This window comes from Tersicoccus mangrovi (assembly GCF_036881825.1).
Classification (GTDB): domain Bacteria; phylum Actinomycetota; class Actinomycetes; order Actinomycetales; family Micrococcaceae; genus Tersicoccus; species Tersicoccus mangrovi.
In genome coordinates, this window is sequence record NZ_JBAJMW010000004.1 from 90,048 (window position 1) to 113,501 (window position 23,454).

A 23,454-nucleotide genomic window follows, 5' to 3' on the forward strand; every position below is an offset into this window, starting at 1 on the left:
AACGCCTACTGGCCGCCCTTCTGCACGAATCCGCGCACGAACTCCTCGGCGTTGGCCTCGAGCACGCCGTCGATGTCGTCGAGCAGGTCGTCGACGCCGGCGGTGGCCGCGCTCGGGCTGGCCTCGGCGGCCGGCGGCGTGGGGTCGACGGCGTCCTCGGTCTGCTGCTCCTGGGAGGCCGCGGAGGCGCGCTGCTGTTCGCTCATGCGTCTATCGTGCCACGCCACCGGGGTCCGGAGCGGTGCCGAGACGGCGAACGAAGTCGGCGGCGTCGGTGCTCTCCGCGAACAGGGACTCGGTCAGCGCCCGGGTGCCCCGGTGCGGCTCCTTCGTGGGGATCCGCACGAGTCGGCGGGCGCCCGGCAGGTCGAAGACGACGGAGTCCCAGTTGGCCGCCGCCACGTTGCGGGAGAACCGCTGCAGGCACTGCCCGCGGAACCAGGCGCGGGTGTCCTCGGGCGGGTCGGTGACGGCGGCGGCGACCGCGTCGTCGTCGAGCAGGCGCCGCATCCGACCGCCGGCGACGAGCCGGTGGTACAGCCCTCGGCCGGTGCGCACGTCGGAGTACTGCAGGTCCACGAGGGCCAGCCGCGGGTCGTCCCACGCCAGGCCGTCCCGGTCCCGGTAGGCGGTGACGAGGGCGAGCTTGGCCGCCCAGTCCAGCTGGTCGGCGGCCGCCGCCGGGTCCCTGGCGAGCAGGTCGGTGATCGCGGTCCACCGGTCCAGGACGTCGGCCGTCATCGGGTCCGCCTCTGCCCCGGTGCGCGCGCAGTGGGCGCGGGCCGCGTCGAGGTGGATCCGCTGCAGGTCCAGTCCGGTGACCCGCCGGCCGTCGGCCAGCTCGACCGTGGCGCGCAGGGTCGGATCGTGGCTGACGGTCTGGAGGGCCCGGACCGGGTCGAGCACCTGGACGGCAGGCGCCGTGCCGGCCTCGATCATCGACAGCACGAGCGCGGTGGTGCCGAACTTGAGGTACCCCGAGACCTCGGCGAGGTTGGCGTCGCCGATGATGACGTGCAGGCGGCGGAACCGCTCGGCGACGGCGTGCGGCTCGTCGCGGGTGTTGACGATGGGACGCCGCACCGTCGTCTCGAGCCCCACCTCGGCCTCGAAGAAGTCGGCGCGCTGGCTGAGCTGGAAGCCGGGGGCGGCGCCGTCGACGCCGATGCCGACGCGCCCGGCCCCGCAGATCACCTGCCGGCTGACGAAGAACGGCACGAGGCCGGCGACGATCGAGCCGAACGGCACCTCGCGGGGCATCAGGTAGTTCTCGTGGCTGCCGTAGGAGGCGGCCTTGCCGTCGGTGTTGTTCTTGTAGAGCTGGATCGGGGTACCACCGGTCGCGGTGATCCGGTCCATGGCCGCCCGGCCCACGGCGTCGCCGGCGGCGTCCCAGCGCACCGCGTCGAGCGGGTTGGTGACCTCGGGGCCGGCGTACTCGGGGTGGGCGTGGTCGACGTACAGGCGCGCCCCGTTGCCGAGCACGACGTTCACGAGGATGCCGTCGGTGATCGGATCGGTGCCGTCGTCCTCGACCTCGTCCGCTCCCACGGCCGCCACCTGCTCCGCGGTGAGCACGTCCGGCTCGTCGGTCAACTGACTGGGGTCCGCCGAGGCGCGCGACTGGATCCACCCGCGGGCGTCCGCGAGGGGCGCCTCGTCGGAGTAGTCCCAGCCCGCTCCCCCGGACGAGGCGACCGCCCGGGTGTTCAGTCCGGTCAGGTCCGCCCAGGCGTTGATGACACGGGTCGCGAGCACGGTGGAGTCGGCGCCGGGGGCGCTGGGCGCGAGGACACCGAACTCGGTCTCGCTGCCCATGATGCGGTGGACGGTCATCCGTGGTCGGTGGAGGACGGCATCACAGGTACTGCCCGGTGTCGGTGGCGGTCGTGACGGCCCGGCCGCGGGACTGGCCGGTCTTGGCGTGGGCGATCGTGCGGATGTAGGTGATCCGCTCGCCCTTCTTGCCGGAGATCCGCGCCCAGTCGTCGGGATTGGTCGTGTTGGGCAGGTCCTCGTGCTCGTGGTACTCGTCCGTCACGGCGCGCAGCAGGTGCTCGATGCGCAGGCCCCTCTGCCCCGTCGTCAGCAGGTCCTTGATGGCGTTCTTCTTGGCCCGGTCGACGACGTTCTGGATCACGGCGCCCGAGTTGAAGTCCTTGAAGTAGAGCACCTCGGACTCACCGTTGGCGTAGGTGACCTCGAGGTACTCGGTCGACGCGTCGGTCGCGTACATCGCCTCGACGGTGCGCTGGATCATCGCGTCCACGGTCGCACCACGGTCGTCGCCGTTCTCGCCGAGGTCCTCCTCGTGCAGGGGCACCTCGGGGGTGAGGTACTTGCCGAAGATCTCGGCGGCGGCCTCCGCGTCGGGGCGGTGGATCTTGATCTTCACGTCGAGGCGGCCGGGCCGCAGGATGGCCGGGTCGATCATGTCCTCGCGGTTGGAGGCGCCGATCACGATGACGTTGTCGAGCCGCTCGACGCCGTCGATCTCGCTGAGCAGCTGCGGCACGATGGTCGTCTCGACGTCGGAGGAGACGCCGGTGCCGCGCGTGCGGAACAGGGAATCCATCTCGTCGAAGAACACGACGACGGGGTTGCCGGCCGAGGCCTTCTCGCGGGCGCGAGCGAAGATGAGGCGGATGTGCCGCTCCGTCTCGCCGACGTACTTGTCGAGCAGCTCGGGGCCCTTGATGTTGAGGAAGTAGCTCGTCACGTCCGTGCCGCGCCGCTCGGCGACGCGCGCGGCCAGCGAGTGGGCGACGGCCTTGGCGATGAGGGTCTTGCCGCAGCCGGGCGGCCCGTACAGCAGGATGCCCTTGGGGGCCTTGAGGCCGTGCTCGCGGTAGAGGTCCGGGTGCATGAAGGGCAGTTCGACGGCGTCGCGGATCTGCTCGATCTGCGGGCCGAGGCCCCCGATGTCGGTGTAGGAGATGTCGGGCACCTCCTCGAGGATGAGGGACTCGACCTCGCTGCGGGTGATCTTCTCGAGGGCGTAGCCCAGGCGCGCGTCGACGGTGACGGCGTCCCCGACGCGAAGGGGTGCGCCCTGCAGCCCGCCGGAGAGGCGGACGACCTTCTCGTCGTCGGACCGGCCGACGACGAGGGCCCGGTCCGCGCCGATCAGTTCCTTGACGGTCGCGACGTCGCCGGCCCGCTCGTAGCCGAGCGCCCCGACCACGGTGAGGGACTCGTTGAGCAGCACCTCCTGACCGACGGCGAGGGCGTCGAGGCCGACCAGCGGGGAGACGCCCACGCGCACCTTGCGGCCGGCGTTGACGATGTCGACCGTCTCGGCGGCGACGGCGACGCCGCGCGCCGCCTCGGCAGGGCGGGCCGGGTTGATCGCGATGACGGTGCCGAAGCCGAAGGGGGCGGCGCCGTCGCGCTCCAGGGCGCCCTTGAGGCGGACGATCTCGTCGCGGGCGGCCTGGAGGGCCTTGACCAGGGTGCCGTTCTGGGCCGTGGCGCCGGCGAGCTGACGGTCCAGCAGGCGCAGTTTGTCGCGCAGCACCGCCAGCTGGCGGCCGGCGGCATCCGCGCCGTTCGTCGCACCGGTGGAACCCGTGGGTGTGGGCTCGGACATGGCCGTGACCTCCTTCGCAGCACCGCGACCGAGCAGCGCCCGCGCGGTCGGCGCGGCCTGCCGGTCCTGATTTCCACCCTAGTTCGTCGGGGAGTCCGCGGCGGCATCCGTGACGGGCGCGTGACCAGCACCGTCATCGTCCGCGGCGCCGTTCACGGCACCGCTCCCGGAGCCACCGTCGGCGCCCGCTTCCCGTGCCCGCTCGGCGAGCCGGATCGCGTCCCGGCCGACCTTGCGCAGCCGCTTGTCCGAGACCGGCCGCTCCCCCACCGCGCCCGGGGTCCAGGCGTTGAGGTCCTCCTCGGTGTAGTCGGTCTTCGACGCACGGCGGCGGGGCGCGAGCCGCTCGGACCCGTCGGCGAGCCGCCGCGTCATCAGCAGGAACGCCGTGTGGGCCACCATCCGGTGGTCGGGCCGGACGGCGAGGCCCTCGACGTGCCAGCCGCGCAGCATGGTCTCCCACGACTCGGGCTCGGTGAACCGCCCGTCGTCACGCACGGCCTCGGCGACGCGCGAGAGCTGGGTGACGGTCGCGATGTAGGCGACGAGCACGCCACCGGGGGCCAGCGCCGTCGCGGCCGCGTCGAGGCACTCCCAGGGGGCGAGCATGTCCAGGACGATCCGGTCGACACTGCCCGGCTCCTCGTGGACGCCGAGCTCGGTGGCCAGGTCCCCGATGGTCAGCTGCCAGGCCGGGTGGTCCGCGCCGAACATCGTGGTGACGTTGCCGCGGGCGACGTCGGCGAACTCGGGGCGCAGCTCGAAGGAGTGCACGTGCCCGGTGTCGCCGACCGCGCGGAGCAGGGAGATGGTCAGGGCGCCGGAGCCGACGCCGGCCTCGACCACCCGGGCGCCGGGGTAGATGTCGCCCATCGTGACGATCTGGGCGGCGTCCTTGGGGTAGATGACCGCCGCACCGCGCGGCATCGACAGGACGAAGTCCTTCAGCAGCGGGCGCAGCGCCTGGTAGCGATTCCCGGCCGAGTTGGTCACCACCGTGCCCTCGTCGGCCCCGATCAGGGTCTCGTGCTCGAGCACCCCGCGGTGGGTGTGGAAGGCCTGCCCGGCGGTGAGGGTGATGGTGTTCATCCGCCCCTTCTCGTCGGTCAGCTGCACGCGCTCGCCGTCCCGGAAGGGCCCGCGGCGGGCGGCGGCGCCCGTGGTGGCGTCGGTCATGGTCATCTCCTGATCAGACGTACGTAGAGGTGCCGGGCAGTGCCGGACGGGAAGGCGGCGCGGTCACGACCAGGGGTCGGTGCGCCCCTGCAGGGCGGTGAGCACGGCGCTCTGGGTGAGGAGCCCGACGACGACGCCGCGCGCGTCGATCACGGCGTACTCCGAGCCGGCGAGCCGGGCCAGGTACTGGACGAGCTGGTGTCCCTCGGCGACGGCGGGCACGACGGCGCCGGCGGCCAGCGGCCGGCCGACCGCCACGGCACCGGTCGTCGCGGCCCGCTCGAACGGTACGGCGGCGAGGGCGTCGCGATCGGCCACGGCCACCGGCACCCCGCGGTCGTCCACGAGCACGAGCTCGGTGCCGGCGCCGGTGCGCAGGTCGCGGGCCAGGGCGTTCAGCTGGGCGACGGACGCCGACGCGGGCACCCCGGCGGCCGGTCGGGCGAGCCGGCCGGCGCTGATCGCGCCGAGCCGCTGCCGGAGCCGGCCGCTGCGGATCGCGGCGCTCGCGCCCGCCCACAGGAAGGCCGCGATGAGCACCCCGATGGCCAGCGTGCCGAGGCTGGGCAGTCCGCGGCCGACGAACAGCGGCCACAGCACCACGACGAGGATGACGACGGCGATGACGCGCCCGGCCCAGCCCGCGGCCACGGTGCCGCGGTCCTGGTCCCCCGTCGCCCGCCACACGGCGGACTCGACGATGCGGCCGCCGTCCAGCGGCAGCCCGGGCAAGACGTTGAAGACGCCGACGAAGAGGTTGGCCACGGTGAACACCGAGGCGAGCAACCAGGCCACCGTCCCGGCGGGCAGGGCGAAGGTGACGGCGGCGCCGACCCCGGCGAGGGCGAGGTTCGCGGCCGGCCCGGCGAGGGCGACGACGAGGGACCGCCCGGCGCTCGTGGGCATCGTCTCGAACGACGTGTGGCCGCCCCACAGGGTCAGCACGATGCGGGAGGAGGGCCAGCCGAAGGCGCGGGCGCTCAGCGCGTGCGCCAGTTCGTGGGCGAGCACCGAGAGCAGCAGCAGCACGGCGTAGGCGAAGGCGACGAGCCATGCGCCGGCGCCGATGCCCGGGAACTGGTAGGCGACGACCGGCCCGAAGCTGATGACGATGAACGCCGCGATGAGGAACCAGGACCAGGCGAGGGTGACCGGGACCGCGAAGATCCGGCCGAGCGGGATGCCGTCGTTGCGCACCCTCCCCGTCCCGGTGGTGCCCTCGGCGGGCGACGGGGCGCCGGGGCCGCTCACGAGAGGGCGGCCCGCGCGCGCAGGGCGCGCTGCAGGTCGTCGACCGTGCTGCCGGCCAGGGTCTCCCACTGTTGCACGTCGGGGTGGTGCGGGACCGGCACGACGTGCGGGATGGCGATCGTCGTCACGCCGCTGCTGCGGGCGGACTCGACGCCCGGGATGGAGTCCTCGAGGGCGATGACGGCGGGCGTCGGCAGCTCCGGCTCGGCCTGCCGCAGCCGGGCGAGCGCCTGCTCGTACGGCTCGGGATGCGGCTTGCCGTTGGTCACCATGTCGCCGGTGACGACGAAGTCGAAGGTGCCGGCGGGCAGCTGGTCGGCCACGGCGCGGGCCAGCACCGCCTCGCTCATGGTCACGAGGGCGCACGGCACGCCGGCGTCACGCAGCTGCTCGAGCAGTTCCCGGGCACCGGGGCGCCAGGGGATCTGCCGGCGGACCGCGGCGAGGACGTCGCCGATCACGGTGTCGAGGATCGTGCGGATCGGCAGGTCCAGACCGCGCACCTGCATCGCGGCGGCGACCCGAGGGAGCGCCTGGCCGACCATCGACTCGGAGTCCTCCATGGTCCACCGCAGCCCGTGCCGGTCCATCAGGGAGCGCTCGGCGGCGATCCAGTAGGGCTCGGTGTCCACCAGGGTCCCGTCCATGTCCCAGAGGACGGCGCGCAGGCGGAAGGGATCGGAAGGGGCGGCCATGCCCTCCAGTCTACGAGGACGGGCCGCCCGCCGGGCCCAGGTGTGTCACGCATCGCGTGCAGGTGCCGGGACTACGCTGGACGAGTGAGTTCCTATGACGAGAAGCCCGAGGACGGAGCCGAGGTGCCCGGTGCGGACGAGACGGCGGACGACGCGGGTTCGGAGCGGGCCGGCGAGTCGCTGACCAGCGTCTTCGGTGTCCGTACCGGGGAGGATGCGGTGGGCCGGGACCGGGTCACCGTGATGATCGCCGCCTTCGAGGGCTGGAACGATGCCGGCGACGCGGCGAGCGACGCCCTCAACCGGCTCGACGAGCGCTGGGCCGCGTCCCGCGTCGCTGCCCTGGACTCCGACTCGTACTACGACTTCCAGTTCACCCGCCCGATGGTCGTGCGCACGGGCGCCGAGCGGCGCATCCAGTGGCCGACGACGTGGCTGTCCACCGTCTCGGTGCCGAACTCGAACCTCGACGTCGTGCTCGTGCACGGCGTCGAGCCGTCCTACCGGTGGCGGGCGTACACCGCGGACCTGATGGCGCACGCCGCGGACCTCGGAGTCGACTACCTCGTCCTGCTCGGCGCCCTGCTGGCCGACGTCCCGCACACGCGGCCGATCCCGGTGTCGGTGTCCACGGACGACGCCACCCTGCAGGAGGAGCTGAACGCCGACCCGTCCACGTACGAGGGGCCGACCGGGATCCTCGGGGTGCTCGGCGGGGTCGCGGAGCTGGCCGGCATCCCCACGGTCTCGCTGTGGGCGGCCGTGCCGCACTACGTCGCGCAGGCGCCCTCCCCCAAGGCGCAGCTGGCGCTGCTGAACCGGCTCGAGGAGCTCGTGCACGTCTCGATGGTCGGCGACGCCGACCTGAAGGAGGACGCCGAGGCCTGGGAGCGGGGCGTGGACGAGCTGGCCACGGAGGACCCGGAGATCCAGGCCTACGTGCACCAGCTCGAGGAGGCGAAGGACACCGCCGAGCTGCCCGAGGCCAGCGGCGAGTCCATCGCCCGCGAGTTCGAGCGCTACCTCAAGCGGCGCGGCAAGGAACGCTGAGCCGGCGACCTCACGACGCTGGACGGCGCTACGCGGCGTCGTCCTCCGCGGCGGGGGCGAGGTCGATGCCCAGCAGCGCGTCCACCGCGCGCCGGCCGAGACCCGGCTCGCGGGTCGTGCCGGCAGCGGTCCCGCCGTCGGGCACGGGGTCGACCCCGTCGCCGGAGCCGGCACCGAGCACGGTGGCGGCCCAGGCGTCGACCGCGGCAAGCGCGGCCGGGGTGTCCAGGTCGTCGCGCAACCGCTCCCGCAGCCGCTCGACGAGACGGGCGTCGGCGTCGTCGACCTCGTGGCGCAGGGCACCGCTCGCGGCGTCGCCGACGGCGGCCGCGGCACGCCACCGGGCCAGGCGGTCCTGTGCGACGGTCAGCAGCGCGTCCGTGTACTCCCACGCCGACCGGTAGTGCTGGCCGAGCACGGCGATGCGGATGGCGGCCGGGTCCACGCCGGTCTCCCGCAGCCGGGAGACGAGCACGAGGTTGCCGCGGGACTTGCTCATCTTGTGCCCCTCGAACCCCACCATGCCGGTGTGGGCGAAGTGGCGGGCCAGCGGCCGCCCGGTGAGGGCCTGGGCGTGCCCGGCGCTCATGTCGTGGTGCGGGAAGATCAGGTCGTTGCCGCCGCCCTGGACGGTGAACGGGGTGGCCAGGAACCGCTCGGCGATCACCGAGCACTCGATGTGCCAACCGGGCCGGCCCGCGCCGAGCACGCCGCCGGGCCAGCGCGGTTCGCCCTCCCGGGCGACCCGCCACAGCAGGGCATCGAGCGGGTTGCGCTTGCCGGGCCGGTCGGGGTCGCCGCCGCGCTCGCCGAAGAGGGCGAGCAGTTCCTCCGCGCCGTACCCGCCGAGGGCGCCGACGCGCCAGCCGGTGCCGCGGGCGGCCTCGACGTCGAAGTAGACGTCGCCGTCGGGCTCCCCGTCCCGGCCGGGCACGCGGTAGGCGATGCCGGCGGTGACGAGCGCCTCGACGGCGGGCACGATCCACGGCACGGCCTCGACGGCGCCGATGTAGTGGTCCGGCGGCAGCACGCGCAGGGCGGTCATGTCGGTGCGGAACAGGTTGGTCTGCTCGACGGCGAGGTCCTGCCAGTCCACCCCGGTCGCCTCGGCGCGCTCGAGCAGCGGGTCGTCGACGTCGGTGACGTTCTGCACGTACGTCACCGCGGCGCCCGTGTCCCGCCACTGCCGGATCAGCAGGTCGAACGCCAGGTAGGTGGCCGCGTGGCCCAGGTGCGTGGCGTCGTACGGGGTGATGCCGCAGACGTACAGGCCGGCCGTGGCACGGCCCCGCTCCTCGGTCAGTTCGACGGGCAGCACCCGGCGCGCGGCCGTGTCGTAGAGATGCACCGATCCGGGCGCGGGCTCCAGCGGGGTGAGGCCGGGCGTGGGCCAGGACTGCATGCTTCTCCTCGGGTGGACGCGATTGAGGTGGGTGGCCGAGGGCCGCGTCAGGCGGCGATCAGACCGGTGCCGAGCAGGATCATCAGGGCGGCGCCCAGGGCGATCCGGTACAGCACGAAGGGGCGGTAGCTGCGGGTCGAGACGTAGCGCAGGAACCACCCGATGATGAGGTAGCCGACCACGAAGGCGATGATCGTGGCCAGCGCGGTCGGGCCGGCGCCGTAGACGCCGCTGTCCCCGCCGTCGCGGGCGACCTTGACCAGCTGGTACAGCCCGCTCGCGAACACCGCCGGAATCGCCAGCAGGAACGAGTACCGCGCCGCCGCCTCACGGGTGTAGCCCATGGCCAGACCGGCCGTGATGGTGCCGCCGGAGCGAGAGACGCCGGGCACCAGCGCGAGTGCCTGCGCGAGGCCGTAGAGGATGCCGTGGCGCCAGGTCAGCTGGTCGAGCTCGCGCTGCTGGCGGGAGTAGATGTCGGCCAGGGCGAGCAGGATGCCGAAGACGATGAGCATGACGGCGACGATCCACAGGCTGCGGAAGGTCGTCTCGATGGCGTCCTGGAAGAGCACGCCGAGGATGCCGATGGGCAGGCTGCCGATGATGACGAGCCAGCCCATGCGGGCGTCCGGGTCGTTGCGCGGCACGCGGCCGACGAGGGAGCCGGCCCAGGCGCGCACGATGCGGACGATGTCACGCCAGAAGAAGACGAGCACCGCGGTCTCAGTACCGAGCTGGGTGATCGCGGTGAACGCGGCGCCCGGGTCGGCCGCACCGGGGAGGAACTCGCCCACGATGCGCAGGTGAGCGCTCGAGGAGATGGGAAGGAACTCGGTCAGTCCTTGCACGAACCCGAGGATGGCCGCTTCGATCCACGTCACGGTCCGACTCTAGGGGTTCGGGGTCCGGCCGACCGAATCGGACGGGCCCTGAGCGGGGGCCGGTCGGTGGAGGGGCGCCGGTGACGGCTCGCGGGGAATGCGTCAGCCGCGGTCGCGGTTGTCCTCCACGTCGTCGTCCTCGTCCTCGTCGTCTTCCTCGAGGTCGTCGTCGTCCTCGTCGTCGTCGTCACTGTCGTCGTCGCCGTCGTCCTCATAGATGACGAGCGGGGTGACCTCGTTGTAGGTGTCGTAGAGAGCGTCTTCGTAGACTTCGAAGGCATCGGCGATGGCCAGGTGCGCCGACTCGACCGCGGGATCGTCGTCTCCACGCCGCGCGGCGGCGGCAGCGAGGTGCTCCTCGAAGGCAGCGACCAGGGACTGCAGGGCGACACGCGGATCAATGCTCATGTCCTAGACGTTATCGGTTCCAGAAAGAAAATGGGGTGCCATGAGGCAACAAATTGGTGGGACCTCGGTGCGCCGCGAGCGGGACTTCGCGCGACAGTACGAATACCTCGTGCTCAGTGTTCCGCCGCAGGCCACGCGGGGTGAAGCGCGTCAGATGCTGACCGAGCACGCCGAGTACGGCAAGTGGGAACTGGAGCGCACGCGCCTCTACATGGGCGGTGCTCGCCGGTACTGGCTGCGGCGCAAGGTGATGCGCATCGAGCGCACCGCCTGACCCGTCGGCGGGCGCCTCCCCGGGCACTCGACGCCGTCGTGTCGACAGCGTCGTTGCTCAGGCGAGCGGCCCGAGCAGGGCGGTCGCCATGGTCGCGTGGGCTGACGAGTCGCTGGACGGGTGGTAGGCGCCGGCCGTCACGTCGCGGTGCAGCCGGGCCAGCTCGGAGGTACGGGTGAACCCCGCACCGCCGCCGACCGCCAGGGCGAGGTCGACGACCTCCCGTGCGGTGCGCGTGACCCGCACCTTGACCCCGGAGAGCCGGGAGAACCACCGGGCGCCGTGGTCGACGCGGTCGTCGACGTCGTCCGCCGTCGCGGCGAGGTCCGCGAGCAGCCCGTCGACGAGCAGCTGCGCCTCCGCGATGCGGTATCGGGTGTCCGGGTCCTGGTCGAGGGCCGCCCCCGAGCGCCGCGAGGTCCGCCGGCGCGCCGCCTCCACCGCCAGCTGGACCGCGCGTTCGGCGATGCCGGCGTAGACGCTGGCCAGCAGGACCTCGAACGCCGCGAAGATGCCGAAAACGAGCGGGTCCGGCACGGGGCCGACCGGCAGGGTCGCGATCACCCGGTCCGCGCGCACGAGCGCGTCCTCCAGTTCGGTGGTGTGCGACTGGCTCGCCCGCATCCCGAGCGTGTCCCAGTCCCCCAGCGAGCGGGTCCCGCCGTCGGCGCGGTCGATGAAGCCCCACACGAGCCGGGGGCCGTCCGGGGTCTCCTCGCGCCCGTGCACGCCGAGCCGGGTCCACGCCGGGGACAGGGAGGTGAAGATCTTCCGCCCGGTGTAGCGGTAACCACCACCCGCCTCGGGCCGGGCCGTCGTGGTCGAGTCGAAGAGCATCAGGTCGTTGGCGGGCTCGGAGACGCCGAAGGCGAACAGCTCGCCCGCCGCGGCCTCGCGGAGCACGAAGTCGAGGGTGTCGATGCCGCGCTCGGCGAGGATCCGGGCGACCGACGTCCACACCAGGTGCATGTTGATGCCCAGGGCCGTCGCGGGGGCCGCCGCGGCGAGCCGGCGCTGCGCGTCGCTCGTCTGCCGCAGGCCCGCGCCGGCTCCGCCGTACGCCGGCGGGGCGCACAGGCCGAGGTAACCGGCCGCGCGCAGGTCGTCCAGGTCCTCCGCGAAGAACGCGTTGGCCTCGTCATAGCCGGGGGCGCGGTCGTGGATCCGGGCGAGGAGCTCGTCGGTCAGGAGGCGTCGGCCCGGCTCGGTGGGATCGACGACGGCGTCGGGAACGCGCGCAGCACTCATCGTTCCAGCGTACTGATGCGTGACTGCACGGGATCGGCCGACTTCATGTCATCTGGACCACAACGGGAGTAGGCTCCTTTCAACGCTGTTCAAGTCGTCATGACTTTAACTAGCGGTGGCCGGGGGTCGACAACCTGGTGCCCCGCAACCGGCAGGAGGGCCATGCCCGAGGATCCGAGTCCCGCGATCGCGGTGTCGACGGTGATCTTCCGCGTGCACCGCGAGCAGGAGGGCGAGCGCGGCCATCTGGAGCTGCCGCTGGTGCGGCGGGTCCGGCAGCCGTACCTGGGCCGGTGGGCGCTTCCCGGCGGTCCCCTCCACCCCACCGAGTCCCTCCGGGACGCGGCGCGCCGCAACCTGCGCGAGACCACCGGCCTGGACCCGCGCCACCTCGAGCAGCTCTACACCTTCGGCGCCGTCGAGCGCAGCCCTTCCGACCGCGTCGTGTCGATCGTCTACTGGGCGCTGGTGCGCGACGACGAGGCCGAGCGCGCCCGGCTCGGCGAGAACGTCGCCTGGTTCGACGCCGACCAGGTGCCCGAACTGGCCTTCGACCACGACGAGATCGTCATGTGGGCGCTCAAGCGGCTGCGCGCGAAGGTCGGCTACACCCGGATCGCCCACGCCCTGCTCACCGACGAGTTCACCCTCGCCGACCTGCGCGGGGTCACCGAGGCGATCCTCTCCCGTCGTCTCGACGCGGCGAACTTCCGCCGTCAGGTCGAGGCCAGCGGCACGGTCGAACCGACCGGCCGCTTCCAGGCGGGCGGCAGGCACCGGCCGCCCGCTCTCTACCGGTCCACCGCCCAGGAGGAGCTCCTTCGATGACCTCAGTCGACATCCAGATCCGCACCGCGCCGAGCGCGTCGACGTGCTCCCCCGCGCTGGCGGACGACCCGTGGGCGATCGACACGCGCCCCGGCTACGGGCCAGGCGCCAGCCAGGCCGACACGATCCCCGGCACGGCGCCCCGCCAGGGCGGCCTGCCGGAGGCCTACCGGGAGGCGTCGACGGACGAGCTGCACGCCCGGATCCGCGCGGCGAAGGACGCCCTCGGCGACCGCGTCGTCGTGCTCGGCCACTTCTACCAGCGCGACGAGGTGATCCAGCACGCCGACGCCGTCGGCGACTCGTTCCAGCTGGCCCGCGCCGCCCGGCAGCACCCCGAGGCCGAGGCGATCGTCTTCTGCGGCGTCCACTTCATGGCCGAGACCGCGGACATGCTCTCCGGGCCGGAGCAGGCCGTCATCCTGCCCAACCTCGCCGCCGGCTGCTCCATGGCCGACATGGCGGACCTGGACTCGGTCGAGTCCTGCTGGGAGGAGCTGACCGAGCTGTACGGCACGGAGCCCGACGCCGACGGCCGGGTCCCCGTCGTCCCGGTCACCTACATGAACTCCTCCGCGGCGCTGAAGGCGTTCTGCGGCGAGCACGGCGGCATCGTCTGCACCTCCTCGAACGCCGCCACGGTGCTGACGTGGGCGTTCGAGCGGGGACAGCGGGTGCTGTTCTTCCCCGACCAGCACCTGGGACGGAACACCGCGAAGGCGATGGGCGTGCCGGTCGAGGCGATGCCGATGTGGAACCCGCGCAAGGTCCTCGGCGGCAACACCGAGGAGGACCTCGCGGCCGCCCGGGTGATCCTGTGGCACGGGTTCTGCTCGGTGCACAAGCGGTTCACCGTCGATCAGATCGACCGGGCCCGTGCCGAGCACCCGAACGTGCGGGTCCTCGTGCACCCCGAGTGCCCGATGCCGGTCGTGGACGCGGCCGACGGGTCCGGCTCGACCGACTACCTGGTCAAGGCGATCGCGGCGGCGACCGAACCGACGACCTTCGCGATCGGCACCGAGATCAACCTGGTCAACCGGCTCGCGAACCAGTACCCGCAGCACACGATCTTCTGCCTGGACCCGGTCGTGTGCCCGTGCTCGACGATGTACCGGATCCACCCCGGCTACCTCGCGTGGGTGCTCGAACGGCTCGTCGCGGGCGAGGTGGTCAACCGCATCACCGTCGACGAGCGGACCGCGGGCCACGCCCGGGTCGCGCTCGAGCGGATGCTGGCGGCGACGCCGTGAGCCCGGCCCGGCGGCCCGTGACCCGGCCCCGCATCCTCGTCGTCGGCGGCGGCGCGGCAGGCCTGTCCGTCGCGCTGCGGGTCGCCGACCCGGCCGGCGGAAGCGCCGCCGACGTCACCCTCGTGACGAAGGACACGCTGGGGACGGGGAACACCGCCTGGGCGCAAGGGGGCATCGCCGCGGCCACCGGCCCGGACGACAGCCCGGCGCTGCACGCGGCGGACACCGTCGCGGCCGGGGCGGGGCTGGTCGACCGTTCCGCCGCGGACCGGCTCGCCGCCGACGGTCCGGCCCGGATCGCGGACCTGACGGCGCTCGGGCTCGTCTTCGACGGCGGCCCGGACGGCCCGGACCGGGGCCGCGAGGCCCGCACGGGGTGGCACGGGTGCTGCACGCCGGGGGTGATGCGACCGGGGCGGCGCTGGCGTCCGTGCTCACGGCCGCCGTGCGCCGATCACCCGTCACCGTGCTCGAGCAGGCGACGGTGACGGACCTGATCCTCGACAGGGGTCACGTCGCGGGGGCGACGGTGCTGGCCGGCGGATTCCGCCGCGACGTCCTCGCCGACGCCGTCGTGCTCGCCACCGGCGGCGCCGGCCAGCTCTTCCGGCACACGACCAACCCGGACGGTGCCACGGCGGACGGGGTCGCCCTCGCCGCCCGCGCCGGCGCCGTCCTGGCCGACCTGGAGTTCCTGCAGTTCCACCCGACGGCGCTCGCGGTGCCCGGCACTCCCCTCGTCTCCGAGGCCGTCCGTGGCGCCGGTGCGGTGCTGCTGGACGGCGGCGGCCGCCGGTTCATGGTCGACGTCCACCCGTCCGCTGAGCTCGCCCCGCGGGACGTCGTCGCCCGGGCCATCGCGGACCGGATGGCGCGGCAGGGCGGTGAGCCGGTCCTGCTCGATGCGCGCGGCGTGCCGGACCTGGCCTCCCGCTTCCCGACGATCGACGCGTCGGTTTGTGCCGCTGGCCTGGACTGGAGCCGGGAGCCGATCCCGGTGGCGCCTGCGGCGCACTACTGGATGGGCGGGGTCGCGGTCGACGCGGACGGCCGCACCTCCGTACCCGGACTGTGGGCGGTCGGCGAGGTCGCCCGCACCGGGGTACACGGCGCCAACCGGCTCGCCTCCAACTCCCTGCTCGAGGCTCTCGTGACGGCCGACCGCTCCGGCCGGGCGATCGTGCACGACGGTGGCCACGCCTGGCCCGTGACGAACGGGCCGTCCGTCACCGGCGGGCGCGTCGAGACCGTCGACCTCGACGCGTCGGGCGCTACCCCCCATCCCGAGCCCGTGCCACCGTTCTCCCGTACGGCACTGCAGGATCTGCTGTGGACCCACGCGGGACTCGCCCGGGACGACGAAGGCCTCCGTCGTGCCGCCGCGGTCCTCACCGCCTGGCGCGCCGCCGGCCCCTCCCCCGCGACGCCGCTGGCCCACGAGGACGCGAATCTGCTCCTGGCCGGGTCGCTGCTCGTCCACGCCGCGCGGGCGCGCACCGAGTCCCGCGGCGCCCACGCCCGTCGTGACCACCCCGCCGTCGACCCTCGGCAGGCGTCCTCCCGGTTCCTCCGGTTGCCCGTCGCGCCCGTGGTCGACACCCCCGTCATCGACCCGGTCCCTGCTGCAGCGGGAACGTCGGCACCCGTCGACGGCCCGCCCCTGCTGCCCGTTCCCGTCCCTGTTCCCGGAGGTACCCCATGGCTCTGACCCGCACCCTCATCGACCGCGCCGTCGGCGCCGCCCTGGCCGAGGACGCCCCCTGGGGCGACCTCACGGCCGAGACCCTCATCCCCGCCGACGCCACCCTGCGCGCCACGCTCGTCGCCCGGGAGCCGGGCGTGCTGGCCGGGGGCGACGTGTTCATGGCGGCCTTCGCCCTGACGGACCCGCGGATCACGGTCGCCCTGCGCGAACCGGACGGGGCCGCCTTCGCCGCCGGCGACGTGCTGGCGACCGTGTCCGGCCCCGCGCGGGGGGTGCTGACCGGCGAGCGGGTGGCGCTGAACTTCGTGCAGCGGATGAGCGGGGTCGCCACCCTCACCGCTCGTTACGTCGCCGAGGTCGCGGGCACCCGTGCCCGGATCGCCGACACCCGGAAGACGACGCCGGGCCTGCGGGCCTTCGACCGGCACGCCGTCGTCGCCGGCGGGGGCCGCAACCACCGGTTCAGCCTCTCGGACGCCGTGATGGCCAAGGACAACCACCTCGCGGTGCTGACCGCCGGGGGCGCCGACCTCACGACCGCCCTGCGGCGCGTCCGCGAGCAGCTGCCCCACACGGCGCACCTCGAGGTCGAGGTGGACCGCCTCGACCAGATCGAGGCGGTGCTGGCCGGCGGCGCGCAGACCGTGATGCTGGACAACTTCTCGCTCGAGGACCTGGTGACGGGCGTGGCGCTGATCGACGGCCGCGCGATCGTCGAGGCCAGCGGCGGGGTCGACCTGTCCACCGTGGGGGCGATCGCCGCGACGGGCGTCGACGTGATCGCGGTCGGCGCCCTCACCCACAGCGCCCGGGCCCTGGACCTCGGGCTGGACGCCGACGACGTGGTCGTGCAGGGTGCCGGCGACGCGGCGGACGACGAAGCCGAGGACCAGGCGGCGGTGCGGCAGGGCGCCCCGGCATGACCATCTACCTGGACCACGCCGCGACGAGCCCGGTGCGCCGCGAGGTGCTCGAGGCGGTGTGGCCGCACCTGGCCGGGGGGACTGCCAACCCCTCGAGCCGGCACGGGCCCGGGGTGGCTGCCGCCGGAGCGCTGACCGCGGCGATCGCGGACATCGCCCGGGTGCTGGGATGCCGGCCGGGTGAGGTCGTGCTGACGTCCGGCGGTACCGAGGGCGACAACCTCGCGATCAAGGGCATCGCCCTGGCGCGTCCCCGCGGCCGGCACGTCGTCACGAGCGCCGTCGAGCATCCCGCCGTCCTCGAGAGCTGCGCGGCCCTGGCGCGGCAGGGCTTCGCGATCACCGTCCTGCCGGTCGACGGAACCGGCCGCGTCGATCTCGACGCGGCGGCCGCGGCGATCCGCGACGACACGACCCTGGTCACCGTCCAGCTCGCCAACAACGAGGTGGGCACCGTCCAGCCCGTCCGCGAGCTCGCCGGGCTCGCACACGCGGGCGGTGTCCCGGTGCACACCGACGCGGTGCAGGCCGCCGGTGTCCTCCCGGTCGGGCTGGCCGACCTCGGCGTGGACGCCGTCTCGATCGCCGGGCACAAGGTGGGCGCCCTGCGCGGCACCGGCGCCCTCGCGGTCCGGTCCCGCGTGCCCGTCGAACCGCTGCTGCACGGCGGTGGGCAGCAGCGGGGACGGCGCAGCGGCACCGAGGACGTCGCCGGCGCCGTCGGCCTCGCCGTCGCGCTCCGGCTCGCGGAGCAGGACCGGCTGGCCCGGGAGCGGGACGGCGACGCGCTCGCCGCCCGGCGGGACGCCTTCGTCGCCGAGGTGCTCGCTTCCGTGCCCGGCGCGATCCTCACCGGCTCGGACGAGCACCGCCTGCCCGGCAGCGCCTCGTTCTGCTTCGCCGGCATCAGCGGGGAGTCCCTGCTGGTGGAGCTGGACGTTCGGGGCATCGCCGTCTCGAGCGGATCGGCGTGCGCCGCCGGCTCCGACGAACCCTCCCCCGTCCTGCTGGCCATGGGGATCGATCCGGATCTCGCCCGGTCCGCCGTTCGGGTGAGCCTCGGCCCGGCGACGACGACTGCCGAGCTGGCGACCACGGCCGCCGCCCTGCGGGACGCCGTCGGCCTGGTCCGGTCGCTGGCCTGACTGTGGCCCGGTCACCCGCGGACGACGGCGCGCCGCGGGGCTCCGCCGATGCGGGAAGCAGGCCGCATCCGTGTTAGAGTTCTTGACGCTGCTCCGGCGACGGAGAGCCACTCGCGCGGGTGGCGGAATAGGCAGACGCGCTAGCTTGAGGTGCTAGTCCTCGCATAGAGGGTGGGGGTTCAAGTCCCCCTCCGCGCACGATGAACGACGGAAGCCCCGGGCCACTGGTCCGGGGCTTCCGTCGTTCACGACCGGCATCCGATTCCGGCGTCCTCGAAGGCCGTGGGCGGATTCGGTCAGCCGGCCCGGGTGTACTCGGCGATCTGCTCGAAGCTGCCCGAGTAGACCGTGCGGCCCCCGGTCAGGCCGGCCGCTCGCAGGACCGCGTCGTCGGCCGAGCGCTGCGCCTGCGGCGTGTCGACCCGGCGGACGACCCACAGCCGATCCTCCGTTCTGAGCCGATTCGACACCTGGGCCAGCGGACGCGAGAGGTCGTCGATCGTGTCGGCGGACGTGGCGTCCTCCGCCCACGTCACATCCGTCAGGCGACTGAGGTCCTGCGGGTACGCGACGGCGACGCGCCTCGTCGTGGCGCCGACCAGGCGCCCGGGCTCGGTCGTGAGCGCGCTGTAGTAGATGCCGTCACCCGGCTGGGCGTGGTCGCGGAGGTACTCGGCAGCCGCCCGGTAGTCGCTGCCGCTCTTGGCATCCGGGGTGCGCTGCGACCACCAGACGGGCGCGACCGCGACCACGAGCAGCAGCACGGCGACGACGCGGAGAGCGTTCCGTCGCAGGACGAGCAGGCCGGCGCCGATCAGCACCGCGACGGCGAAACTCGTGAAGGTCAGATACCGCGGGTTGTAGATCGGGTCGGCCAGCAGGAGGGAGGCGCCGAGCGCGGCGGTCGGCAGCACGACGGCCGGTACGCCCCAGGCCACGCTCGTCGACACCGAGGGTCTCGACACCCCGGGTCCGGTGGCGCCGTGCCGGCCCCGGAGCGCGCCGACGACACCGACGAGGACGAGCAGCCAGCCGATGCCGGCCGCGGCGAGGGCGGCGACCTGCCACACCGGGGTGCCGTGTTCGGGAAGCACCCCGGTGGGGGTTCCGCCGAGGAACCACTGGTTGACCACGACGTTGCGCAGCCACTCCCCCGCACCGATCCTGTTGTCGGCGATCTGGCCGCTCTCGGAGAGGGCCAGCACCAGGACCGGTGAGCTGAGCACGGCCGCGGCCACGGCGGCGCCGAGCCAGCGCAGCAGCACACCGCGACCGGAGCGGAGCAGCAGCAGGGTGAGCCCGTGCGCCACGACGAGCAGGGCGGCATAGATGTTCGTCGCGACGGCCAGGCCGGCGACGACGGCGTAGGCGATCCACCACCCGGCACGACGACGACGCGCGGCCACGACGAGCAGCACGGTGGCCCAGACGGCGGCGGCCAGCGCGAGGGCGAACGGCCGCGCCTCGATGCCCGCCCACGTGACCCGCGGCAGGAGGGCGAACACGAGGGCCCCGGCGACGCCGAGGGCACGGCCCCCGGTGAGCCGGCCGAGCCAGTACATCCCGGCCGTCGCCAGCACGACCGCTGCGACGCTGAGCGCCCGGATGCCGAACTCGTCGTCGCCCACCACGAGGCTCCAGACGTGCAGCGCCACGTAGTAGACGGCGTGCACGGCGTCGATCGATCCGATGAGGGCGCCGATCTCGGCGAGTGGGCGGTCCGCGCTGGCGATCGACGCCGCCTCGTCCGTCCAGAACGACGGCACCCACGAGAAGAGGGCACTGACGAGACCGGCCACGATCGCGAGCACAGCGGCCAGCACGTGGTCGATGCCCTCAAGTCGCGACGCGCGCCCGGCGACGCGGTTGGCGGATGCCGTGGCCATGGACCGTCCTGATGCCGGGGCGAGTGGTCGGCGTCAATCTAGCATGGCGCTCCCGGGGTCAGGCGGTGGTCACGCTCGACGTCAGGTGCAGCAGTCCGGACCGCGGGTTCCAGCCGGTGAACCGGGCTCCGTCGGTGTCGTGCGGTGTCCCGTCGACGCGCACGGCGACCGTCGCGGGAAGGACGACGGGAGCCGCAAAGGAGACGTCCCAGGTGTACGCCTCGGGGAGGCGGATCGTCGCCAGGCCCCGGGACGCCGTGTACATGCCGTGCGCGATCGCGCCCTTCATGCCGAGCAGGCGTGCCGTCGGAGCGCTGACGTGGATGGGGTTCCAGTCCCCGCTGACCGCGGCGAACCGTCGTCCGGCGTCGGCGCCCAGCCGCCACTGGCCCGTCGGCACCGGCGGTGTGAACGAGGGCCGCTCCTCCCCCTGCAGCCGGTCCGCCCCGGACATGAAGCGCCCGCGGGCCAGGTAGGTGGACCGGTCGACGGCGACGGGCCGCTCCCCCGCGTCGCCTGCGCCGTCGCGCTCGTCCCGGATCTCGCTGACGACGTCGACGAGCGTGCCGGACCGGTGGGGTCGCAGGTCCTCCGCCCATGTGGTCACCGCCAGCGCCCTGTCCAGGGTGAGCGGGCGCCGCTGCGTCCAGAGGTTGCGCAGGTGGACGAGGCCGGGGAGCGGGAGCGGGAAGTCGTCCCGGGCCATCAGGGCCATCGCGACCGGGAACACGGTGGCGTGGACGAAACCGGCCGGCAGCACGTCCGTGCCGGGCGCCCGGGTCAGGTGGCCGAAGTCCGTCAGCCGCGCGGCGTCGGGGCGCAGGCCGGTCGCCCGGTAGGCGACAGCGGGCAGCGCACCGACGGACCGGTCCCGCCGCACGGCGCCGGCGAGGGCGGCGGGCACCTGCCGGGCGTAGATCCCGGCGAGGGAGGGCAGGGATGACAACTCGACCGTCCGCGACGGCGCGGCCATCAGGCGCCCACCAGGTTCTGCCCGCACACGCGCAGCGTCTGCCCGGTGATGCCGCCGGCGGCGTCGCTGGCCAGGAACGCGATGGCCTCGGCCACGTCGGTCGGCCGTCCGCCCTGCTGCAGGCTGTTCAGTCGTCGGGCCACCTCGCGGGTCGCGAACGGGATCCGCGCCGTCATCTCGGTCTCGATGAAGCCCGGAGCGACCGCGTTGACGGTCGCGCCCGCCGGCATCAGCCCGGCCGTCGCGGCGACCATCCCCATCACGCCGGCCTTGGAGGCGGCGTAGTTGGTCTGCCCGCGGTTGCCCGCGATGCCGCTCGTCGAGGCGAGACTGACGATCCGCCCGCCGGCGCCGAACACGTCCGAGGCGAGGAACTGCTCGTTCATTCGCAGCTGCGCGGCGATGTTGACCGCGATCACCGAGTCCCAGCGCGCGGCGTCCATGTTGGCCAGCAGCTTGTCGCGGGTGATGCCGGCGTTGTGCACGACGACGTCGAGCCGCCCGTGCCGGTCCCGGGCGTGGGCGAGGATCCGCTCCCCGGCGTCCGGGGCGGTGATGTCCAGCTGGAGGGCGGTGCCGCCGAGTTCGTTGGCGACCCCGGCCAGCGCCTCCCCCGCGGCCGGCACGTCGACCGCGATGACGTGGGCGCCGTCGCGGTGCAGCGTGCGGGCGATCGCCGCGCCGATCCCGCGGGCGGCGCCCGTGACGACGGCGACCTTGCCGGTCAGCGGTCGGTCCGCGTCCGGGTCCGGGGTGCCCTGGCCGTCGACGACGGTGAGGAACTGCCCGTCCACGAAGGCGCTGCGGCCCGAGAGCAGGAACCGCAGGGCGCCGACCACCGAGGTCACCGTGACGGGCAGCCCGTCGCGGACGAGGATGCCGTTGCCGGTCGCGCCGCCGCGCAGTTCGTGGGCCAGGGACCGCAGCAGGCCCTCGACACCGCGCCGGGCCGCGGCCATCGCCGGGTCGGTCGTGTCGGCCGCCGGCCGGGACAGGGTGACGACGCGGCCGCCCGGTCGCAGGTCGCGCAGCGCCTCGGCGGCGGCGAGCACGGGCGCCGAGAGGGCGGTGGGATCGGTGACGTCGTCGAGGACCAGCACGATCGCGCCGAGTCGCTGCTTCGGGCGGTGGTGCCGGACGACGTCCAGGTCCCAGCCCAGCAGTTCGTCGGCGAGCTCCTGCGCGCCGGCGCCGGTGCCGACGAGCAGCACCGGTCCGTCGACGAGCGGGGCGCCGGGGCGGTACCGGCGCAGCTCGACGGGGCGCGGGAGCCCGAGGCGCTTCGCCACGCCCGCGAACGGGGCGGCGTTGACGAGGTTGAGGTAGGTGTCGGTCATGGCGCTCCTTCCAGGTGTCCGGGATGCTTCGGTGGCCGGGTCAGTGTGACTCGAGGACGGCGACGACGCCCTGGCCGCCGGCCGCGCACACCGACACGAGGCCGCGGGTGCGGCGCCCCGTCGAGGCGGCGGTCTCCGCGAGCTGCTTGGCGAGCGCCCCGACGATCCGGCCGCCGGTCGCGGCGAAGGGGTGCCCCGCGGCCAGCGACGACCCGTTGACGTTGAGCTTGCTCCGGTCGATCGAGCCGAGCGGCGCCTCGAGCCCGAGCCGGGTGCGGCAGTACTCGGCGTCCTCCCACGCGGCGAGCGCGGAGAGCACGGTGGACGCGAAGGCCTCGTGGATCTCGTAGTAGTCGAAGTCCGCCAGGCTCAGGCCGTTGCGGGCGAGCAGGCGCGGCACGGCATACACCGGCGCCATCAGCAGTCCCTCGGCCCCGTTGACGAAGTCCACGGCGGCGGCCTCGGCGTCGATGACGTCGGCCAGCATGGGCAGGTCGTGATGCTGCGCCCAGTCCTCCGACGCCAGCAGCACTGCCGAGGCCCCGTCGGTCAGCGGAGTCGAGTTGCCCGCGGTCATCGTCGCCGGGGTGGACAGCGACTTGCCGAACACCGGGGAGAGCTTGGCCAGCTTCTCCATGCTGCTGTCGGCCCGGAGGTTGGTGTCGCGGGTGACGCCTCGATAGGAGGTGGTCAGATCGTCGAAGAACCCGCGGTCCCACGCGGCGGCGAGATTGCGGTGGCTGGCCAGCGCCAGCTCGTCCTGCGCCTCGCGGCTGATCTCCCACAGCGCCGTCGTCAGCGCCTGGTGCTCGCCCATCGACAGGCCGGTGCGCGGCTCGCCGGTCGACGGCGCGTTCGGCGCGAGGTCACGGGGGCGCAGCTTGACCACGGCGGCGAGCTTCTGCTGGGTGGTCTTCGCCCGGCCGAGCTCCAGCAGCACCTGGCGGAGACCCTCGCTGACCGCGATGGGGGCATCGGACGCGCTGTCCACGCCACCGGCGATGCCCGACTCGATCTGGCCCAGCCGGATCTTGTTGGCGAGCCCGACGACGGTCTCCAGCCCCGTGGCACAGGCCTGCTGGAGGTCGTACGCGGGGGTGGCGGGGTCCAGCGCGGAGCCGAGGACGGCCTCGCGGGTCAGGTTGAAGTCCCGGGAGTGCTTGAGCACGGCACCCGCGGCGACCTCCCCGATCCGCTCCCCCGCCAACCCGAACCGCGCGACCAGGCCGTCGATCGCCGCGGTCAGCATGTCCTGGTTGGACACGCGGGAGTAGGGGCCGTTGGCACGGGCGAAGGGGATCCGGTTGCCGCCGACGACGACGGCCCGCCGGGTGGCGGCGGGCGTGGCGGCGGGCGTGGTGGCGGGCGTGCTGGGAGTGCTCGGCGTCGGGTTGCCGGATGCGTCCTGGGGCATGGAGTGCCGTCCTTCC

Annotated in this window: 21 protein-coding genes, 1 tRNA gene and 1 pseudogene; 9 read left to right on the forward strand and 14 right to left on the reverse strand. The window is 73.8% G+C overall.

What is annotated here, in order from left to right; translation table 11 throughout:
• Window positions 1-5: 5 nt before the first annotated feature.
• The 6 genes from V6N00_RS08920 to V6N00_RS08945 all read right to left on the reverse strand — a co-directional run bounded on the left by V6N00_RS08920 (window position 6) and on the right by V6N00_RS08945 (window position 6,711).
• A complete protein-coding gene (locus V6N00_RS08920; RefSeq protein ID WP_334231742.1) occupies window positions 6-206 on the reverse strand; it encodes a ubiquitin-like protein Pup in 201 nt (66 codons plus the stop codon).
• Between the two features lie 4 nt (window positions 207-210).
• Window positions 211-1,836, reverse strand: coding sequence for a depupylase/deamidase Dop (dop, locus tag V6N00_RS08925; protein WP_334231743.1), 1,626 nt, complete (start codon window positions 1,834-1,836; stop codon window positions 211-213).
• 22 nt (window positions 1,837-1,858) lie between these two features.
• The gene (gene arc, locus V6N00_RS08930; protein WP_416385058.1) at window positions 1,859-3,589 is read right to left on the reverse strand and encodes a proteasome ATPase; all 1,731 of its coding nucleotides are present in this window, start codon (window positions 3,587-3,589) and stop codon (window positions 1,859-1,861) included.
• 78 nt (window positions 3,590-3,667) lie between these two features.
• Window positions 3,668-4,771: a tRNA (adenine-N1)-methyltransferase gene (locus V6N00_RS08935; RefSeq protein ID WP_416385059.1), complete on the reverse strand. Its 1,104-nt coding sequence runs from the start codon at window positions 4,769-4,771 to the stop codon at window positions 3,668-3,670.
• A gap of 57 nt (window positions 4,772-4,828) precedes the next feature.
• Entirely contained in the window at window positions 4,829-6,016 is a 1,188-nt protein-coding gene (locus tag V6N00_RS08940) for a site-2 protease family protein (RefSeq protein ID WP_334231745.1), read from the reverse strand.
• Window positions 6,013-6,711, reverse strand: coding sequence for an HAD family hydrolase (locus tag V6N00_RS08945; RefSeq protein ID WP_334231746.1), 699 nt, complete (start codon window positions 6,709-6,711; stop codon window positions 6,013-6,015). Before V6N00_RS08945 ends, V6N00_RS08940 begins: the two co-directional genes overlap by 4 nt.
• Before the next feature lie 180 nt (window positions 6,712-6,891).
• On the opposite strand from V6N00_RS08945, the gene V6N00_RS08950 reads away from it, so the two are divergent.
• Window positions 6,892-7,761: a PAC2 family protein gene (locus V6N00_RS08950; protein ID WP_334232220.1), complete on the forward strand. Its 870-nt coding sequence runs from the start codon at window positions 6,892-6,894 to the stop codon at window positions 7,759-7,761.
• A gap of 28 nt (window positions 7,762-7,789) precedes the next feature.
• On the opposite strand, the gene mshC is transcribed toward V6N00_RS08950, so the two are convergent.
• From mshC to V6N00_RS08965, 3 genes are all read right to left on the reverse strand, one after another.
• Complete coding sequence (gene mshC, locus V6N00_RS08955; RefSeq protein ID WP_334231747.1) at window positions 7,790-9,163, reverse strand: cysteine--1-D-myo-inosityl 2-amino-2-deoxy-alpha-D-glucopyranoside ligase; 1,374 nt, start codon at window positions 9,161-9,163, stop codon at window positions 7,790-7,792.
• Between the two features lie 47 nt (window positions 9,164-9,210).
• Entirely contained in the window at window positions 9,211-10,044 is an 834-nt protein-coding gene (locus V6N00_RS08960; protein ID WP_334231748.1) for an undecaprenyl-diphosphate phosphatase, read from the reverse strand.
• 102 nt (window positions 10,045-10,146) lie between these two features.
• Window positions 10,147-10,452 carry a hypothetical protein gene (locus V6N00_RS08965; protein ID WP_334231749.1) on the reverse strand — a complete coding sequence of 102 codons (306 nt, stop codon included), beginning with the start codon at window positions 10,450-10,452 and terminating at the stop codon, window positions 10,147-10,149.
• Window positions 10,453-10,492: 40 nt separating this feature from the next.
• Here V6N00_RS08965 and V6N00_RS08970 point away from each other — a divergent pair, with 40 nt between their 5' ends.
• Complete coding sequence (locus V6N00_RS08970; protein ID WP_334231750.1) at window positions 10,493-10,726, forward strand: DUF5703 family protein; 234 nt, start codon at window positions 10,493-10,495, stop codon at window positions 10,724-10,726.
• A gap of 57 nt (window positions 10,727-10,783) precedes the next feature.
• On the opposite strand, the gene V6N00_RS08975 is transcribed toward V6N00_RS08970, so the two are convergent.
• The gene (locus V6N00_RS08975; protein ID WP_334231751.1) at window positions 10,784-11,974 is read right to left on the reverse strand and encodes an acyl-CoA dehydrogenase family protein; all 1,191 of its coding nucleotides are present in this window, start codon (window positions 11,972-11,974) and stop codon (window positions 10,784-10,786) included.
• Between the two features lie 162 nt (window positions 11,975-12,136).
• On the opposite strand from V6N00_RS08975, the gene V6N00_RS08980 reads away from it, so the two are divergent.
• The 7 genes and pseudogenes from V6N00_RS08980 (at window position 12,137) to V6N00_RS09010 (ending at window position 18,026) form a co-directional block, all read left to right on the forward strand.
• Window positions 12,137-12,802, forward strand: coding sequence for an NUDIX hydrolase (locus V6N00_RS08980; RefSeq protein ID WP_334231752.1), 666 nt, complete (start codon window positions 12,137-12,139; stop codon window positions 12,800-12,802).
• On the forward strand, window positions 12,799-14,055 hold the full coding sequence (gene nadA, locus V6N00_RS08985; RefSeq protein ID WP_334231753.1) for a quinolinate synthase NadA: 1,257 nt from the start codon (window positions 12,799-12,801) through the stop codon (window positions 14,053-14,055). The genes V6N00_RS08980 and nadA overlap by 4 nt, the downstream gene beginning before the upstream one ends.
• Before the next feature lie 17 nt (window positions 14,056-14,072).
• Window positions 14,073-14,155 (forward strand): annotated as a pseudogene (locus V6N00_RS08990) (hypothetical protein); the annotation flags it as partial.
• A 57-nt stretch (window positions 14,156-14,212) separates the two neighbouring features.
• On the forward strand, window positions 14,213-15,763 hold the full coding sequence (locus V6N00_RS08995; RefSeq protein ID WP_334232222.1) for an L-aspartate oxidase: 1,551 nt from the start codon (window positions 14,213-14,215) through the stop codon (window positions 15,761-15,763).
• A complete protein-coding gene (gene nadC, locus V6N00_RS09000; protein WP_334231754.1) occupies window positions 15,754-16,683 on the forward strand; it encodes a carboxylating nicotinate-nucleotide diphosphorylase in 930 nt (309 codons plus the stop codon). Before V6N00_RS08995 ends, nadC begins: the two co-directional genes overlap by 10 nt.
• On the forward strand, window positions 16,680-17,828 hold the full coding sequence (locus V6N00_RS09005) for a cysteine desulfurase family protein (RefSeq protein ID WP_334231755.1): 1,149 nt from the start codon (window positions 16,680-16,682) through the stop codon (window positions 17,826-17,828). Before nadC ends, V6N00_RS09005 begins: the two co-directional genes overlap by 4 nt.
• Before the next feature lie 113 nt (window positions 17,829-17,941).
• Window positions 17,942-18,026, forward strand: a tRNA-Leu gene (locus tag V6N00_RS09010).
• A gap of 98 nt (window positions 18,027-18,124) precedes the next feature.
• Here the strand turns inward: V6N00_RS09010 and V6N00_RS09015 are convergent.
• Genes V6N00_RS09015 through V6N00_RS09030 form a run of 4 tightly spaced genes read right to left on the reverse strand, consistent with a single transcriptional unit; the run spans window position 18,125 to window position 23,438 of the window.
• Complete coding sequence (locus V6N00_RS09015) at window positions 18,125-19,714, reverse strand: glycosyltransferase family 39 protein (RefSeq protein ID WP_334231756.1); 1,590 nt, start codon at window positions 19,712-19,714, stop codon at window positions 18,125-18,127.
• A gap of 58 nt (window positions 19,715-19,772) precedes the next feature.
• Window positions 19,773-20,687 carry a MaoC family dehydratase gene (locus V6N00_RS09020; protein WP_334231757.1) on the reverse strand — a complete coding sequence of 305 codons (915 nt, stop codon included), beginning with the start codon at window positions 20,685-20,687 and terminating at the stop codon, window positions 19,773-19,775.
• The gene (locus V6N00_RS09025) at window positions 20,687-22,024 is read right to left on the reverse strand and encodes a 3-oxoacyl-ACP reductase (protein WP_334231758.1); all 1,338 of its coding nucleotides are present in this window, start codon (window positions 22,022-22,024) and stop codon (window positions 20,687-20,689) included. The genes V6N00_RS09020 and V6N00_RS09025 overlap by 1 nt, the downstream gene beginning before the upstream one ends.
• Before the next feature lie 40 nt (window positions 22,025-22,064).
• Window positions 22,065-23,438, reverse strand: coding sequence for an acetyl-CoA C-acetyltransferase (locus V6N00_RS09030; RefSeq protein WP_334231759.1), 1,374 nt, complete (start codon window positions 23,436-23,438; stop codon window positions 22,065-22,067).
• Window positions 23,439-23,454 lie beyond the last annotated feature (16 nt).